We start from the raw sequence: 12,732 nt of genomic DNA on the forward strand, positions 1-12,732 counted from the left end.
ATGGCACGGCGGTGCCGAGCGGAGCGAGGTGACGCCGTGACCGAGACCGCTGTCGCGCTGACCGGCGTGACCAAGGTGTTCAACCCGGGCCGCCCCGACGAGGTGACCGCCCTGACCGGCGTCGACCTCACCGTCGGCCGGGGTGGCTTCGTCTCGCTGATCGGCCCGTCCGGCTGCGGCAAGTCGACCCTGCTGCGGCTGGTCGCCGACCTGGTCGCGCCGACGACCGGTACGGTGACCGTCGCCGGTAAGCCGGCCCGGACGGCCCGCCTCGACCAGGAGTACGGCATCGCCTTCCAGCAGGCCGGGCTCTTCGAGTGGCGGACCGTGGCGCGCAACGTGGAACTGCCGCTGGAACTGCGTGGCACCGGCCGCCGCGAGCGCCGGGAACGGGCCCGGGAGATGCTCGACCTGGTCGGTCTCGCCGACTTCGCCGACCACTATCCGGCCCAGTTGTCCGGCGGCATGCAGCAGCGGGTGGCGATCGCGCGGGCCCTCGCCGTGCATCCGCCGCTGCTGCTGATGGACGAGCCGTTCGGCGCGCTCGACGAGATGACCCGGGAACGGTTGCAGGACGAGCTGTTGCGGATCTGTGCCAGCACCGGCACCACCACGATCTTCGTCACGCACTCGATCCCGGAGGCGGTCTACCTGTCCGACCGGGTGGTGGTGATGTCGGCCCGGCCGGGGCGGATCACCGAGGTGGTCGAGGTCGATCTCGGCCCGCGTGGGGAGGCGACCCGGCAGTCCGAGGAGTTCTTCGCCGGTATCACCCGGGTCCGGCGGGCGCTGCGCGGTGGCCCGGCGGACGGTGCCGTACCCGCCGCGGCCGGTCCGGCGACGCCGGTGGGGGAGCGGTGACCAGCACCGTCGACCCGGTGGTGGCCGCCGATCCGGCCGCGCCGGTCGCCGCGTCCCGGCGCCGCCGGTCCGGTCGCGGCCCGCTGGGTACGGTCCTGCCGCCGCTGATCTTCGGCGTCGGCGGGCTGCTGCTGTGGGAGGCGACCGTCGTGCTCGGCCGGGTGGCGCCGTTCATCCTGCCGGCGCCGTCGGCGATCGGGAGGGAGTTCGGCGGCAACCTCGCCGTCATCTGGCAGGCCGGTCTGGCCAGTGGCGCCAACGCCCTGGTCGGCCTGGTCGCCGGGGCCGTGGTCGGCATCCTCGCCGCGATGCTGGCCGGCCGGTTCCGTTTCCTGGGCGAGGTGTCGGTGCCGGTGGCGGCCGCGCTCAACGCGCTGCCGATCATCGCGCTCGCCCCGATCCTCAACAACATGTTCGAGTCCACCAGCAGCATCCCCCGGCGGCTGGTGGTCGCGATCGTGGTGTTCTTCCCCGTGTTCGTCAACACGTCGCGCGGGCTGCGCCTGGTCGACCCGACGCACCGGGAACTGATGGACAGCTACGCGGTGCGGGGCTGGACCTTCACCCGGCTGGTCCGGCTGCCCGGCGCGCTGCCGTTCGTCTTCACCGGACTGCGCCAGGCCTCCTCCCTGGCGGTCATCGCGGCGGTGGTCGCGGAATACTTCGGCGGTCTCCAGGACGGCCTCGGTTCCCGGATCACCTCGGCGGCGGCGCTCACCGCGTACCCGCGGGCCTGGGCCTTCGTGGTCGGCGCGTGCGTACTCGGGCTCGTCTTCTATCTCGTCGCACTCGGCCTGGAACGTCTCGCGACGCCGTGGCGCGCGCGGCGGCCCGGTTGAGCGGACCCGCTCCGCACCTGCCCGCCCGGTCCGCCACCCCCGGCGGCCGGCGGTCGAACCCCCAACAGTCGGAGGACCGATGAGTTCCAACACCCGGCGGCTGGTCGCCGGTCTACTGATGTGCGCCGTACTCGCCGGCTGCGGTACGGCCGACAACGGCCCCGCGGCACCCACCACGAGCGGCGGCCTGACCAAGGTCAAGTTGCAGTTGCAGTGGTTCGTGCAGGCCCAGTTCGCCGGCTACATCGCCGCCGTCGACCGGGGCTTCTACAAGGAGGAGGGTCTCGACGTCGAGATCCTCGAGGGCGGCGTCGACATCGTGCCGCAGACCGTCCTCGCCCAGGGCAACGCCGACTTCGCGGTGGCCTGGGTACCCAAGGCGCTGGCCTCGCGCGAGCAGGGTGCCGGCATCACCAACATCGGCCAGATCTTCCAGCGGTCCGGCACCTACCAGGTGAGTTTCGCCGACAAGAACATCCGTACGCCGGCCGACCTGAAGGGCAAGAAGGTCGGCAACTGGGGCTTCGGCAACGAGTTCGAGCTGTTCGCCGGCATGACGAAGGCCGGCCTCGACCCGGGCCGGGACGTCACCCTGGTGCAGCAGCAGTTCGACATGCAGGCGCTGCTGCGCGGCGACATCGACGCCGCACAGGCGATGAGCTACAACGAGTACGCCCAGTTGCTGGAGGCGAAGGACCCGGCGACCGGGCAGCTCTACCAGCCGTCGGCGTTCACGGTGCTGGACTGGAACGTGGTCGGCACGGCGATGCTCCAGGACGCGCTGTGGGCCAACACGGCCCGGCTCGACGACGCGGCCTACCAGGACGTCGCGGTCCGGTTCCTCAGCGGCACGATCAAGGGCTGGGCGTACTGCCGGGACAATCCCGAGCAGTGCCGGGACATGGTCGTGGCCAAGGGCGCCAAGCTGGGGGCGAGCCACCAGCTGTGGCAGACGAACGAGGCGAACAAGCTGGTGTGGCCGGCGCCGAACGGCATCGGCGTCATCGACGAGGCGGCGTGGAACGCGACCGTCGACCTGTCGCTGACCACGCGCAACCAGGACGGTCAGACGGTGCTGACGAAGCAGCCCGAGGGGCTGGCGTACACCAACGACTACGTGCGCCGGGCGCTGGACGCGGTCCGGGCGGACGGGATCGACGTGACCGGCGCCGGCTTCCAGCCGTTGACGGTGACGCTGGCGGAGGGCGGCGTCTGACCGGCCCGGCGTAGCGCTCGACAGTGGGGGTGGCCACCGCCGGTGGCCACCCCACGGCGTCCCACCTCTTGGAATTACCTATCAAACCTATAGGTTTTCTGGGCTAGTCTGGAGCGCGGTTGCACCGCACGAGAACCGCGAGGACTGGTTCATGACTCTCACCTCCCCGGCCCCGACCGACCTGCACGCGGTCGCCCGGCGCCACGCGGCCGACCCGGCGTCCTGGCCGGTACGACCCCACTTCGACCCGGTCGACCGCTGGTACCACCGGCTCGCCGTCGCCGACGACCACGAGGTCTGGCTGCTGACCTGGCTGCCCGGCCAGCACACCGACCTGCACGACCACGGCGGCTCTTCGGGCGCCTTCGTCGTGGTGTCGGGCACCCTGACCGAGGAGGTCGTCGCCGGCGGCCGGCTGCGGCCCGCCCGGCTGCCGGCCGGCGCCGGGCGCCGGTTCGGCGCGCACCACGTGCACCGGGTCGCCAACCGCGACGACGAGCCGGCCGTCAGCCTGCACGTCTACGGTCCGGCCCTGCGCACCATGACCCGCTACCGTCTCGCCGGCGGCCGGCTGCGGGTGGCCGAGGTGGAGATGGCCGGCGTCTCCTGGTGACGACAGCCCGCGAGAAAGGCGCAGACAAGTGAGCGTCCGGCAGAAGACCCCCGACCTGAGCTGTCCGGCCCGGCCACCGGCCGGTGCCCGCGGCATCGACCAGATCCTCGAACAGGCCCGGACCCGGCTGCACCGGATGGACCCGGAGACCGCCCACCTCGCCCACCGGGGCGGCGCGGTCCTCGTCGACATCCGGCCGGCCGCCCAGCGGGCCGCCCACGGCACGATCCCCGGTGCGCTCGTCGTCGAGCGCAACGTCCTGGAGTGGCGCTTCGACCCGCGCAGCGGCGCCCGGCTGCCGGTCGCCGACCGGTACGACCTGCCGGTGGTGGTCTTCTGCCAGGAGGGCTACACCTCGTCCCTGGCCGCCGCCTCGCTCCAGGACCTGGGGCTGCACCTGGCCACCGACATCGCCGGCGGGTTCGCCGCCTGGCGGATCGCCGGGCTGCCGGCGTTCGGGCCGACCGACATCTACGCGCACCTGACCGTTGCACCCGCGGCGACCGCCGCAGGGGTGAACACCTGATCTCCCGCGCCATCCCGCGAGGGGTCACCACCACCGAGGAGGACCCATGACGGTCACCGCGATCTCCCCACGCGCGACCCAGTCGCCCGGCCACCCCCGCCCGGCGCTGTCCCGGCGCCGCCCGGCCACGCCGCCGGAGGCGCCACCGCAGCGGGAGCGGGACACCCTGGCGGCCCTGACCGTGACCGTCGACATCAGCCTCGGCGCCGGCGGCACCTCGCCGGAGGCCACCCAGCTCCTGGAGATGGTCCGTGACCTGGTCGAGCGCGGTGGCGGCACGGTGACCGTGGCGCCGCACCCGCAGGACCGGCCGGCCGGCGCGCTCCCGCCCCGTCCGGTGACCGGCGCCGACGACGCCGACCCGACGGTCGGGGCCGGGCCGGAGCCCGCCGACGACGACCCGGAGGTGCTGCGCGTCTTCGCCTCGTCGCGGGTGGTGACCCGGGCCGGCGCCGAGGTGCCGCTGACCCGGCTCGAGTTCGACCTGCTGCTGTTCCTCGCCGAGCACCCGCGCCGGGTCTTCACCCGCCTCCAGTTGCTCAACAGCGTGTGGGGCTACGACCACGCCGTGGCCCGCACCGTCGACGTGCACGTCCGCCGGCTGCGCGCCAAGATCGGCGAGCGGGTGCCACTGGTGACCACCGTGTACGGGGTGGGCTACCGTCTCGCCGACGAGGCCCGGGTGCACATCCGGCACGGGGCGTGAACCGACCCCGCCATGCTCACAGTCAGGCCAGCCAGGCGGCCGCCAGGGCCAGCGTGACCGCGCCGGCGAGCGTCGACAGCACCACGGTGTCGCGGGCCAGGCCCGCCGACCGCCGGTAGCGGGTCGCGAACACGAACACGTTCTGCGCGGTCGGCAGGGCGGAGGTGACGACCGCGGCCAGCAACGCCGGCCCGGAAAGGCCGAGGGCGTACCGGGCGACGACGTACGCCACCAGCGGCTGCACCAGCACCTTCAGCGCGACGGCCAGGTAGCGGTCGCGGGTGTCGTCGGCCGGCGCGAACGGCTTGCTGCCCGGCAGCGACACGCCCAGCGCGATCAGGGCCAGCGGTACGGCCGCCGAGCCGACCACCTCGACCGGGGCCAGCAGGGCGTCGGGCGGCCGCCACCCGACCGCCGACACGAGCAGCCCGAGCGCGGAGGCGAGCATCACCGGGTTGCGGACCGGCATCAGCAGGAGCCGCCGGGGCGACGGGCGCCGGCCGGTCGTGGTCACGTCGAGCACGGCGAGCGCCAACGGGGCGGCCAGCAGCACCTGGAAGAGCAGCACCGGTGCGATGAACGACACGTCGCGAAGGACGTACGCGGCGATCGGGATGCCGAGGTTGCCGGCGTTGACGTACGACGCGGCCAGGGTGCCGATCGTCACCTGCCCGGCGTCGCGGCGCCACCACAGCCGGGCGACCAGCGCATACGCCGCGGCGACGGCGAGCGTGCTGGCGACGAACGCGGCGAGCGCGGGCGTGAGCACGTCGCCCGGTGACGCTCCGGCCAGCGTGACGAACAGCAGGGCCGGCGTCGCCACGTAGAAGGCGAGCCGGGCCAGCACCTCGGCGCCGTGCGGACCGAGCAGGTCGCGCCGCCCGACGAGATATCCGAGGGCGGTGACCGCCCAGATGGTCGCGAATCCGGTTAGTACCCCAGGCATCGGACCATCCTCCCGGCCCGCTACTATTTTCCCGTCCTCGGTACGCAGAGCGAGCAATCGATTCCCGTGTGTCGGTTGTTTGTCACATTCCCGCAACGCCGAAGACCCTTGACCGCTGCTCCGGTGGCCGGAAGCATCGGTTCGTGCCTTGGGGGAGGTCCCTGCGGCGCACCCGACGTTCGGACCCGCAAGGAGGACCATGTCGGTCAGCCCCGCACCATCGCGTGCCGGATGGCACATGCCGCAACCGGCAGGTCCGGGCCGCCCACCGGCGGCCTCCCGCCGGCCCGCCAGTTCGGCGAGCACCGGCAGCCCACCGGCCGGCGGCCCCGCCGGTCCAGCCGCTTCCACCGGTACGGCCGGTCCCGCGCTGACGGTGACCCTGTCGATCCCGCTCGCCAACGAGGAGGCGCTGACGCCGCCGGCCCGGCGGCTGCTCGACGCCGCCCGGGAGTTGCTGGCCAGCGGCGACGGCGCGGTCAACGTCGTGGTCGCCGGCGAGCCGCGGGTCGACGTGGTCGCCCCGCGCCGGCCCGTACGCGCGGCCCCGCCCAGCCCGGCACCCGGCCCCGGCCTGCACCTGATGCTCGCCTCGCGGACCGTCATGCTCGACGGTGAGCCGCTGCCGCTGACCAAGCTGGAGTTCGACCTCCTGCACCACCTCGTCGCGCACCCCCGGCGGGTCTTCACCCGCCAGCAACTGCTCGACGCGGTGTGGGGATACGCGCAGACCGGCGAACGGACCGTCGACGTCCACATCCGACGGCTGCGGGTGAAGATCGGCGAGCGGGTGCCGCTGGTGACGACCGTCTACGGTGTCGGCTACCGCCTCGCCGACGACGCCCCGATCACCATCGACCACAACGGCTGACCATCCTGAACGTACGTCCCATCGCGCCGGTGCGGCTCGTCGACGAACTCGTCGACCGGCTCGCCGACGAGCACCCCGGCCACCGGCTGCGGGTCGCCGTCGACGGCGCGCCCGCCGCCGCACCCGACCAGCTCGCCGACGCGCTGGTCGACCCGCTGCGGGCCCGGGGCCGGCCGACGCTGCGGGTGGCCGCCGGCGACTTCCTGCGCCCCGCCTCCCTGCGCTACGAGCAGGGCCGCACCAACCCGGACTCGTTCTACTGGGGCTGGCTCGACGAGGCCGGGCTGCGCCGCGAGGTGCTCGACCCCGCCGGCCCGGACGGCACCGGCCGGATCCTGCCGTCGCTGTGGAACGCCGAGACCGACCGGGCCAGCCGCGCCGACTACGCGACCCTGCCACCCGGCGGGATCGTCGTCGTCAGCGGCGCCCTCCTGCTCGGCGGCGGCCTGCCGTTCGACTTCTCCGTCCACCTGGTCCTGTCGGCGGCCGCCCTCGCCCGGCGCACCGCCGCCGACGAGGCGTGGACGCTGCCCGCCTACGCCCGATACGCCGACGAGGTGGCACCGCAGTCGTTCGCCGACGTCGTCGTACGGATGGACGACCCGCGCCACCCGGCCCTGGTCGAGCCCACCTGACCGGGTGGATCTTCCGCCGGAGTGGTTTGGCGGAGCTCGGGCCGGGGTATCCCGCCGGCTCAAGGTGGTCAACGGTGCACGCACCCGACCGGTCACCGTCACTTCTCCTGAAAGGCCAGGCAGCGCATGCTCGTCAACGAAGCGGTCGGCACGCGCCAGGTCGACGTCGACCAGATCCGACTCTCGCTGCAGGCTCGTCACGACGAGCTGACCAACGAATACGAGGAGGCGGTCGCGCAGAGCCAGGTGCTCCGACTGGTCGAGGTCGGCGACACGGCCGGCGACGACCAGGCCGACAGCGGTACCAAGACCGCGGAGCGGGACACCGCACAGTCCCTGCTGCGGACCATCCTGGACCGCCGGGCCCAGTACGAGCACGCCCTGAGCCGCCTGGCCGAGGGCACGTACGGCCGGTGCGAGGGTTGCACCGAGCCCATCCCGGTCGAACGGCTGGAGATCTACCCGTCGGCGACCACCTGCGTGAAGTGCAAGCAGACCCGCGAACGGCGGGCCGCCTGAGCCCCGTCACCCGTCGTGGGTGACATCCTGGTCGGTACCGCCTCCTGGACCGACCGCACCCTGCTCGACTCGGGCTGGTACCCGGCCTCGGCCGACACACCCGAGAAGCGGCTGGCGTACTACGCCGGCAGGTTCCCGATCGTCGAGGTGGACGCGACGTACTATTCGCCGCCGGCGGAGCGGACAGCGCAGTTGTGGGCTGCCCGCACGCCGGCGGCGTTCACGTTCAACATCAAGGCGTTCAGCCTGCTCACCGGCCACCCGACGAAGGTGTCGGCGATCTACAAGGACCTGCGGCCGCAGACCGACAAGCGCAACGTCTATCCCGACGACCTGCCCCCGCAGACGTACGAGGAGATCTGGACCCGGTTCCTGTCCGCGCTCGATCCGCTGGCCGACGCCGGCAAGCTCGGCGCCGTCCTCTTCCAGTTCCCACCCTGGTACGCCATCTCCCGCGCCCACAAGGAATACCTGGTCGAGGTACGCGACCGCTGCCGCCCGCTCCGGGCGGTCTTCGAGTTCCGGCACGAATCCTGGTTCAAGGGCGCCAACCGCGACGAGACGCTGGACTTCCTGCGCGGGCACCGGCTGCCGTACGTGGCCGTCGACATGCCGCAGGGCCACCGGTCGTCGGTGCCGCCGGTGCTCGCCGCCACCGCCGACCTCGCCGTCGTCCGGTTCCACGGCCACAGCGACAAGTGGACCAGCCGCGACATCCACGAGAAGTTCGGCTACGACTACTCCGACCGGGAGTTGCGCGACTGGGCGCCGAAACTGCGCGAACTCGCCGACTCGGCCGACCGGACCCACGTGCTGATGAACAACTGCTACCGCGACTTCGCCCAGCGCAACGCGCGTACCCTCACCGAACTGCTCGCCGGCTGATCCCGGCCCGGTTCGTCCGGGCCGGGTGAGGCGGGCTCACCCGGCGCCGGGGGAGGCTGGCGACGGCCGGTGGCACCCGGGTCGCCGTCGTCGGAGAGAGGAGTGGTGCCGCGATGAGCAAGACGCCGCAAGCCGCCATCGACACCTCGATGGACAAGCTCAACCTCATCCTGAAGGAGATCGAAGAGGCGTACGGGTGGCCGAAGGAACGCCGCGCCCAGTCGTACGCCGCACTCCGGTCGGTCCTGCACGTGCTGCGTGACCGCCTGCCGGTGCAGGAGAGCGCGGAGTTCGCCGCGCAGCTGCCGCTGATCGTCCGGGGCCTGTACTACGAGGGCTGGGACCCGGCCGCGGTGCCGATGAAGATGGGCCGCGAGGAGTTCCTCGACCGGGTCCGCCAGGACTTCCGCCGCGACCTGCCGGGCGGCGCCGAACTGCTGGTGCAGACCACGCTGCAGGCGCTGCACCGGCACGTCACCGAGGGCGAGTGGCAGGACGTGAAGAGCGACATGCCCACCGAACTCGCGGCCATCATCCCCTGACCGGGGCGGGGCTCACCGGCACCCGCGGGTGGGGTGCCTGCCGGGGTGCGTGCGGGCGCGTTCCGGTGATCGTCTGCGGTTCGGGCGGCGCTGGAACGGCGTGTCGAGTGCCGTGACCGCAGACGATCACCTGTCGCCCCGCCGGGGCCGCCCGGGCGGGGACTAAGGTGGACGGGCGGACCGTGACTGGCGACGGCGCCCGACCGGGGGCCGGGGTGGATCACCACGGGGGAGCGGCCGCGCCGAACCACTCCGCGCGCCGTACGCCTGGGCACCGGGACCGACCATCGTCGAGAGGTCCCCGCCCGTGTCCGAACAGGTCACCACCACCGCCCGTCCGCTGCCCGGCGCACCCGTCGCCGAAGCCGTCTACGCCGAGGTCACCGACCGGGTCGCCGCCCTGCGGGCCGCCGGTACGGTGCCCGCGCTGGCCACCGTCCTGGTCGGCGACGACCCGGCGAGCGCCGGCTACATCCGGATGAAGCAGCAACGAGCCGCCGACCTCGGCTTCGCGTCACCGCACCTGCACCTGCCCGCCGACGCCTCCACGGCCGACCTGGCCGCCGCGATCGACTCGCTCAACGCCGACCCGGCCGTACACGCGATCCTGGTCCAGCACCCGATCCCGGCCCACCTCGACTACGCGCGGGCGCTGCTGCGCATCGACCCCGCCAAGGACGTCGACGGCCTGCACCCGACCAGCCTCGGCCGGCTCGCCGCCGGACTTCCCGGCCCGGTGCCGTGCACGCCCGCCGGCATCGAGGCGCTGCTCGCCTTCCACGGCGTGCCGGTCGCCGGCCGCGACGTCGTCGTGCTCGGCCGGGGCACCACACTCGGCCGGCCGCTGGCGATGCTGCTGGCCCAGAAGCGGGCCACCGCCGACGCGGCGGTCACCGTCGTGCACAGCGGGGTACCGGACTGGGCGCGGCACACCCGCCGGGCCGACATCGTCATCGCCGCGGTCGGCGTACCCGGCATCCTGTGCCCGGAGCACATCCGGCCCGGTGCGGTCGTCGTCGGAGGCGGGGTCCGCTACGAGGGCCGTCGCCTGCTGCCCGACGTCGACGAGGCGTGCGAGGCGGTGGCCGGAGCGATCACGCCCCGGGTCGGCGGCGTCGGCCCGACCACGGTCGCGATGCTCTTCCGCAACGCCGTCGAACTGGCCGAGCAGGCAACCCACCCCTGATCCCGCCACCCCACCCCGGCCACCCGGCCACCCGCCCCGAGGCCGGCCCCCGGCGCCCCCGGCGCGCCCCGGCGCCCCCGGCGCCCTCGCCCACGCCCGCGCCCTTGCCCCGCCGCCGCCCCCGGCGCACTCGCCCGCGCCGTCGCGCCCGCCGCCCGCCCCCGGGTCCCGCCCGCCCTCCCGGACGTGCGCGGAGCGCACCGCGCCCGCTGTCCACCCTCCCCGCGCCCGCCGCCGCCTGCCCCTCAGCGTTGATCAAGGAGTAGTTGAGTCACAAACGGCCCGAAACGGGCACGGTTGCTCCTCGATCGCGCGTCGAGTGCGTCGAGTGCGGCGGGTGCGGCGGGTGCGGCGGGTACGGCGGGGTGCGGCGGGCGTGGCGGGCGCGACGAGTGGGACTTTGCGTCGAGAGCGGCGAGAGCGACGAGCGCATCCAGTGTGTCGGGGTGGCTGCTCGCGGGGCGGCTGCACAGTGCCAAGCTGTACGGCTGCGCGGTGGGACGCCTGTGGGTGGGACGACTGCGCGGGTACGCGGTGGGACGCGGCTCGGCCCGGTCCTCCGTGCCGTCGGGCATCCCGCCGACCGCTTACTCCGGCCGATGTAGAACGTTTGTTGTCGTCCCCGGGACAACAAACGTTCTAGATCCGCCGCTCGCATGCGGTCACCGCTCGAGCATGTGCGAGGCCATTCGCGTCGGACTGCCCGGCCCGGCCGAGGCAGAACGTGGCGACGAGGCCGTTCAATTGACGGTTCTGCAGCCAGCCGTTGCTGTTGATCTGGGCGGGAAAGACCTTACCCGGGGTGGATAAGGTCTCTCCCGCCCAGATCAACGTCTCCTTGTCGGGCGGGCGACCCGCGAAGACGCACCCTTCGCTGCGCGGGCTCGATCGTTTGCGGTTCAGGTGCTCGCCACGCCGTACCAGGAGTGTCTGAACCGCAAATGATCATGACGGCGGACCGCTGGCGACCACTGGGCGGGCGAGCGCCGCAGCGGGTCACGGGTGGTCGGGCAGATCGGTGAACTCGCTGGAGGTCTTGTAGTCCGTGTCCGGCAGCGTGCGCAGCAGGTCGAGGACCGGGTGGTCGGCTCCGTTGCGCTGGGCGTAACGGATCATCTCCTGGCGGCTGGCCGGAAACTCCAGCCCCTTCAGGTACGGGCGCGCGGCGGACAGATCGGCGGTCATGGGATATCGACTACCCCTCGGGCGCGCGCATACACGGCGTCCGCGGCGGGACCCGGGAACATGTCGGCCCGCGTCCACGGTTCCCACCCGTCAACATGCCGGGCCGCGTTCACCGGTGGGACCCGGCGGGCCGCGTTCACGGGTGGGACCCGAGAGCAATGGCGGGTCGCGTCCGCGGCGGGACCCGCGGCGGGCCACCGCACCCGGCGCCGTACAAGATCCCGGTGATCAGGGAGTTCGCGGCCCGACGCGCCGACGACACGCGCGACCCAATCCCTGATCACGGGGATCAAGGTGGAGGTTGAGGGTTCAATTAGATGGGGCTATCGTGGGCGGGTGGTCACCTACCCGCTCGACCGGCACCTGGCCGCCGCGGTCCCGGCCAGCCGCGCCCAGCACACCTGGACCCCGGCCGACGGCCCGCTGCCCACGCTCTACCTCAGCCACGGCGCCCCGCCGCTGTTCGAGGACACCGAATGGATGGCGCAGCTCTTCGGCTGGGCGCACCGGCTGCCGAAGCCGAAGGCGATCCTCATCGTCAGCGCACACTGGGAGTCGGCCCCGCTGAGCCTGTCCAGTTCCGCCGCCGGCACCCCGCTCGTCTACGACTTCGGCGGCTTCGCCCGTCGCTACTACGAGATGACGTACGCCACGCCGGACGCGACCGCGCTGGCCAGGCGGGTGGCCGCCGCGATGCCCGACACCGAGCCGGTGCACGAGCATCGCGGGCGGGGGCTCGACCACGGGGCGTGGGTGCCGCTGAAGGTGATGTACCCCGACGGCGACGTGCCCGTACTCCAGTTGAGCCTGCCCACCCACGACCCGCACCGGCTGCTCGAACTCGGCCGGCGGCTGCGGCCGCTGCGCGACGAGGGGGTGCTCGTCGTCGGCTCGGGATTCATGACGCACGGGTTGCCGTTCCTGCGCCGCGCCGACGTCGAGGGCACCGCGGGGCCGCCGGGCTGGTCGCGGGACTTCGACGCGTGGGCCGCCGACGCGCTGGCCCGCGGCGACGTCGAGACGCTGGCCGACTACGCGCACAAGGCGCCCGGAATGCCGTACGCGCACCCGACGGTCGAGCACTACACGCCGCTGTTCGTCACCCTCGGCGCGGCCGAACAACCCGACAAACCGGTTACCACCACCATCGACGGCTATTTCATGGGACTGTCGAAGCGGTCGTTCCAGACCGCCTGACGCCG

15 protein-coding genes are annotated in these 12,732 nt (G+C 73.1%); 13 read left to right on the forward strand and 2 right to left on the reverse strand.

The genetic code is table 11. The features are described 5' to 3' along the window. Positions 1 to 36: 36 nt before the first annotated feature. The 6 genes from QCD66_RS13525 to QCD66_RS13550 all read left to right on the forward strand — a co-directional run bounded on the left by QCD66_RS13525 (position 37) and on the right by QCD66_RS13550 (position 4,761). Positions 37 to 861: an ABC transporter ATP-binding protein gene (locus QCD66_RS13525; protein ID WP_364218670.1), complete on the forward strand. Its 825-nt coding sequence runs from the start codon at positions 37 to 39 to the stop codon at positions 859 to 861. After that, entirely contained in the window at positions 858 to 1,700 is an 843-nt protein-coding gene (locus QCD66_RS13530; protein ID WP_375733796.1) for an ABC transporter permease, read from the forward strand. Before QCD66_RS13525 ends, QCD66_RS13530 begins: the two co-directional genes overlap by 4 nt. 79 nt (positions 1,701 to 1,779) lie before the next feature. Next, complete coding sequence (locus QCD66_RS13535) at positions 1,780 to 2,916, forward strand: ABC transporter substrate-binding protein (RefSeq protein WP_364218666.1); 1,137 nt, start codon at positions 1,780 to 1,782, stop codon at positions 2,914 to 2,916. A gap of 151 nt (positions 2,917 to 3,067) precedes the next feature. Continuing rightward, positions 3,068 to 3,529 (forward strand): cysteine dioxygenase family protein, encoded by a 462-nt coding sequence (locus QCD66_RS13540; RefSeq protein ID WP_364218664.1) that lies wholly within the window; start codon positions 3,068 to 3,070, stop codon positions 3,527 to 3,529. A gap of 28 nt (positions 3,530 to 3,557) precedes the next feature. Continuing rightward, a complete protein-coding gene (locus QCD66_RS13545) occupies positions 3,558 to 4,055 on the forward strand; it encodes a rhodanese-like domain-containing protein (RefSeq protein WP_375733797.1) in 498 nt (165 codons plus the stop codon). A gap of 46 nt (positions 4,056 to 4,101) precedes the next feature. Then, positions 4,102 to 4,761, forward strand: coding sequence for a winged helix-turn-helix domain-containing protein (locus QCD66_RS13550; protein WP_364218660.1), 660 nt, complete (start codon positions 4,102 to 4,104; stop codon positions 4,759 to 4,761). Positions 4,762 to 4,783: 22 nt separating this feature from the next. On the opposite strand, the gene QCD66_RS13555 is transcribed toward QCD66_RS13550, so the two are convergent. Next, positions 4,784 to 5,707: an AEC family transporter gene (locus QCD66_RS13555; protein ID WP_375733798.1), complete on the reverse strand. Its 924-nt coding sequence runs from the start codon at positions 5,705 to 5,707 to the stop codon at positions 4,784 to 4,786. Positions 5,708 to 5,906: 199 nt separating this feature from the next. Between QCD66_RS13555 and QCD66_RS13560 the strand changes: the two genes are divergently transcribed. From QCD66_RS13560 to QCD66_RS13585, 6 genes are all read left to right on the forward strand, one after another. Then, complete coding sequence (locus QCD66_RS13560) at positions 5,907 to 6,578, forward strand: winged helix-turn-helix domain-containing protein (protein WP_375733799.1); 672 nt, start codon at positions 5,907 to 5,909, stop codon at positions 6,576 to 6,578. Between the two features lie 5 nt (positions 6,579 to 6,583). Beyond that, positions 6,584 to 7,213, forward strand: a complete 630-nt coding sequence (locus QCD66_RS13565) for a uridine kinase (RefSeq protein ID WP_375733805.1) — start codon at positions 6,584 to 6,586, stop codon at positions 7,211 to 7,213. Positions 7,214 to 7,339: 126 nt separating this feature from the next. Continuing rightward, a complete protein-coding gene (locus QCD66_RS13570; protein WP_364218654.1) occupies positions 7,340 to 7,732 on the forward strand; it encodes a TraR/DksA C4-type zinc finger protein in 393 nt (130 codons plus the stop codon). A gap of 15 nt (positions 7,733 to 7,747) precedes the next feature. Next, on the forward strand, positions 7,748 to 8,617 hold the full coding sequence (locus QCD66_RS13575) for a DUF72 domain-containing protein (protein WP_364218652.1): 870 nt from the start codon (positions 7,748 to 7,750) through the stop codon (positions 8,615 to 8,617). A gap of 113 nt (positions 8,618 to 8,730) precedes the next feature. Next, a complete protein-coding gene (locus QCD66_RS13580; RefSeq protein ID WP_357543920.1) occupies positions 8,731 to 9,159 on the forward strand; it encodes a DUF2267 domain-containing protein in 429 nt (142 codons plus the stop codon). A 307-nt stretch (positions 9,160 to 9,466) separates the two neighbouring features. Beyond that, positions 9,467 to 10,345 (forward strand): bifunctional 5,10-methylenetetrahydrofolate dehydrogenase/5,10-methenyltetrahydrofolate cyclohydrolase, encoded by an 879-nt coding sequence (locus tag QCD66_RS13585; protein WP_375733801.1) that lies wholly within the window; start codon positions 9,467 to 9,469, stop codon positions 10,343 to 10,345. A 996-nt stretch (positions 10,346 to 11,341) separates the two neighbouring features. Here the strand turns inward: QCD66_RS13585 and QCD66_RS13590 are convergent. After that, positions 11,342 to 11,530, reverse strand: coding sequence for a DUF2795 domain-containing protein (locus tag QCD66_RS13590; RefSeq protein ID WP_364218645.1), 189 nt, complete (start codon positions 11,528 to 11,530; stop codon positions 11,342 to 11,344). A 336-nt stretch (positions 11,531 to 11,866) separates the two neighbouring features. On the opposite strand from QCD66_RS13590, the gene QCD66_RS13595 reads away from it, so the two are divergent. Beyond that, positions 11,867 to 12,727, forward strand: coding sequence for a dioxygenase (locus QCD66_RS13595; protein WP_375736553.1), 861 nt, complete (start codon positions 11,867 to 11,869; stop codon positions 12,725 to 12,727). Positions 12,728 to 12,732: the final 5 nt, after the last annotated feature.

Origin of the sequence: Polymorphospora sp. A560 (assembly GCF_045781765.1) — a bacterium.
Taxonomy (GTDB): domain Bacteria; phylum Actinomycetota; class Actinomycetes; order Mycobacteriales; family Micromonosporaceae; genus Polymorphospora; species Polymorphospora lycopeni.

What these genes read in the sequence shown, in the direction of transcription:
- QCD66_RS13535 (WP_364218666.1), top strand. Translation starts at nt 1,780, where the DNA reads ATGAGTTCCAACACCCGGCGGCTGGTCGCCGGTCTACTGATGTGCGCC.
- QCD66_RS13540 (WP_364218664.1), top strand. Translation starts at nt 3,068, where the DNA reads ATGACTCTCACCTCCCCGGCCCCGACCGACCTGCACGCGGTCGCCCGG.
- QCD66_RS13550 (WP_364218660.1), top strand. Translation starts at nt 4,102, where the DNA reads ATGACGGTCACCGCGATCTCCCCACGCGCGACCCAGTCGCCCGGCCAC.
- QCD66_RS13555 (WP_375733798.1), bottom strand. Translation starts at nt 5,707, where the DNA reads ATGCCTGGGGTACTAACCGGATTCGCGACCATCTGGGCGGTCACCGCC.
- QCD66_RS13560 (WP_375733799.1), top strand. Translation starts at nt 5,907, where the DNA reads ATGTCGGTCAGCCCCGCACCATCGCGTGCCGGATGGCACATGCCGCAA.
- QCD66_RS13570 (WP_364218654.1), top strand. Translation starts at nt 7,340, where the DNA reads ATGCTCGTCAACGAAGCGGTCGGCACGCGCCAGGTCGACGTCGACCAG.
- QCD66_RS13580 (WP_357543920.1), top strand. Translation starts at nt 8,731, where the DNA reads ATGAGCAAGACGCCGCAAGCCGCCATCGACACCTCGATGGACAAGCTC.
- QCD66_RS13590 (WP_364218645.1), bottom strand. Translation starts at nt 11,530, where the DNA reads ATGACCGCCGATCTGTCCGCCGCGCGCCCGTACCTGAAGGGGCTGGAG.